Source organism: Nostoc sp. PCC 9305 (assembly GCF_963920915.1).
Taxonomy (GTDB): Bacteria; Cyanobacteriota; Cyanobacteriia; order Cyanobacteriales; family Nostocaceae; genus Nostoc.
Genome location: NZ_CAWUDN010000231.1, coordinates 1 through 2253, shown reverse-complemented (window position 1 = coordinate 2253; position 2253 = coordinate 1). Strand labels below are relative to the sequence as shown.

The 2253-nt window shown below is 43.2% G+C and carries 3 protein-coding genes; all 3 read right to left on the bottom strand.

Annotation, left to right across the window (positions count from 1 at the left end; genetic code table 11):
• Positions 1-104: 104 nt before the first annotated feature.
• Positions 105-761, bottom strand: a complete 657-nt coding sequence (locus tag ACM0OX_RS35475; protein WP_414519874.1) for a hypothetical protein — start codon at positions 759-761, stop codon at positions 105-107.
• Positions 762-1031: 270 nt separating this feature from the next.
• Entirely contained in the window at positions 1032-1934 is a 903-nt protein-coding gene (locus ACM0OX_RS35470; RefSeq protein ID WP_414519872.1) for a TniQ family protein, read from the bottom strand.
• On the bottom strand, positions 1924-2058 hold the full coding sequence (locus ACM0OX_RS35465) for a hypothetical protein (protein ID WP_414519870.1): 135 nt from the start codon (positions 2056-2058) through the stop codon (positions 1924-1926). The genes ACM0OX_RS35470 and ACM0OX_RS35465 overlap by 11 nt, the downstream gene beginning before the upstream one ends.
• Between the last annotated feature and the right edge of the window lie 195 nt (positions 2059-2253).

Below are 2253 nucleotides of genomic sequence, written 5' to 3'. Positions count from 1 at the left end.
TAAGATTAAAAATAAAGGTAATGCTGTTTATTAAATTTAGCTGCGCATCAGCTTATAACTTAGGTTAGGGGTATTAGCGTTTGCCAAAGATGCCAGAAAACACCTCAAACTGAGCGCTCCTCATCAGAAGACTGTTCATTTATTATATTAGCTGCCTCAAGTAACAGTTCCACAGTTGTTGCCAAGAGGGTTCGTACACGAGTTAACTGATTTCGACGCTCAATCCCCAGCCGTGCTTCAGTGTTTCGCGGATCGTCATCATGACTTAAATGAACAACTTTCACTTTCTGCTGTTTTTCGGATGGTTCAAATATTGGCTCAGTCGCAGTGAGTTTGTTGTATCCATAAACTCCACTAGGGCGCTTCACATTATAATGATGTACTTCACAGCCACTAGGAGCAATGTAGCATCCTTCTAGATTATTTAAGAAGTGAAGCAATTGTTCAATACAGGCGGCGATCGCTTCCATTTGTGCAGCAACGCCCAGCGATTGTGCGCTTTGAGGACAACCTCTCGACATCAGCATCGTCACTGCCGCTTCGCGGCGCGTGGTTCTAAAGGTTTCCTCTGTGCGTTCCCACTCCTGTTGCCGTTGGCAAGACGCAATCTCCCGCACGCGAATTAGTTCGATCTCTTCATCTGGAGTCAACTTAATAGCTGCTCCACAGGTTGTATAATTGAAGCATTCTCCAGGGTGAATACCCGGTTGCAACATCATTGAGGCACAGTCAAAGCCAAGTCCACATATCTTACGTGGCATAATTTCAAATTAGTTCTAGCTTAATATATTTATTATAATAGCTAGAATAAAAGGGTGTATAAAAGCAAGTAGTATTAATCGTAGTTTATATCGGATAAAAGATAAGGGTATCTTATTTTGTGTCCCTCCCGAATTCGTGTATACTATGCTTACAGCCATAAGTTGTCAAAATCGGACAACTTATGGCTTGTAATCAAGTCGGACAACTTATGCTTGGATTTCCGGGTTGAAGGAAAATAAAGTAGAGCCGTTGTTATCTTGTTGCTTGCCTTACTGAATTTCGAGCAAGTTTAAACCCTCGACAGGAGATAAACTAAGCTTGTAACACCATCTCAAAAATTTGTATAAAGTAGGCAATGTTCGTTTAGGCGTAACTTTTGTTTCTCTGATGAGGGGATTTGTGTGGAGTGAGGGAGTAGCAGCAAGCAGATTTCCAAGAGCTTGAGCAATCCACAAATCCCGATCAAATTTGCGCCCTTTGCTTCGGCTATGACTCGGTACGTCAAGATTGCGCCCAAGCCAAGCACCACACTCGTGACAGTAGCCGTTTAATTTCTGAGGTTGGAAAAAAGGTTGGGTATGACCGTAGCACAAACAGTATATTTGTAAATAGCGTTGATGGTATGGGCAGACAGTTACAGGCTCTAACGCCCATAACAGAGGTTGATATACAGGGGTATTAGCATCACGCCAATCTTGGTAACAACCTGCACACCAACGCTGCTGTGTATGGAAGATGTGGTTAAATGAAAGTCGCCAAGTTTTCCAAGGCAACAAAGTTAAATAGCTGATATCTTTGCGACCAGTTAAGATTTCTAGTACATTAACAACCTTAGAAACATGCTGTGTTTGGGAAAGCCAAAATTGGGCAGTTGGTTGCTGCAAAATGGCTAGTTCTTTTCGCAATCTAACTACAACTAGCTCGATAGCATCTTTTTTGGATAATCCTGGAGGCTGCTCGTTAAGAAAAAATAAAGGAGCAATGTAATAGCGAATCAAGTCCCCAACTGTAATTCCATGTGCATCAGCCAAGCGAATTAAGTAGCTACTCAAGCTCTCGACAATTGCTGTGCCGACACCAACTGGTGGTAGAGAGAAAAGACGGCTACGCTCAGGTAGTATGGGTTGCTCTAATTCCCATGATTGATACAATTTCAAGTTCTCAACAGGCATTGTGTCCACCACCGACAGGACGACGCTGTGGCAGAGGCTGACCGACCGCAGCGTGACGACGAGTTTGTTTAGCAGATGTCTGCAATGTTTTTGGAGTCACATCAGTTGCGACTTCTAATCCCAAAGCAGCCCGCAGAGCGTTGGTATCCCTACGGCTATTAAGTTGTTCCTCCCCATGAAGAGCTTCGTTAAGCAGAATTATGCACTGCTCAGTTTTGAGAGCATGTGACTCAAGATCGGAAAAAGTTAAAGTTTTGTCACCTTTGACTGGAGTTTAGACTAAGCCATACAAAATGACCCAGCAGGGCTGAGTTAATCA

What these genes read in the sequence shown, in the direction of transcription:
- ACM0OX_RS35475 (WP_414519874.1), bottom strand. Translation starts at nt 761, where the DNA reads ATGCCACGTAAGATATGTGGACTTGGCTTTGACTGTGCCTCAATGATG.
- ACM0OX_RS35470 (WP_414519872.1), bottom strand. Translation starts at nt 1,934, where the DNA reads ATGCCTGTTGAGAACTTGAAATTGTATCAATCATGGGAATTAGAGCAA.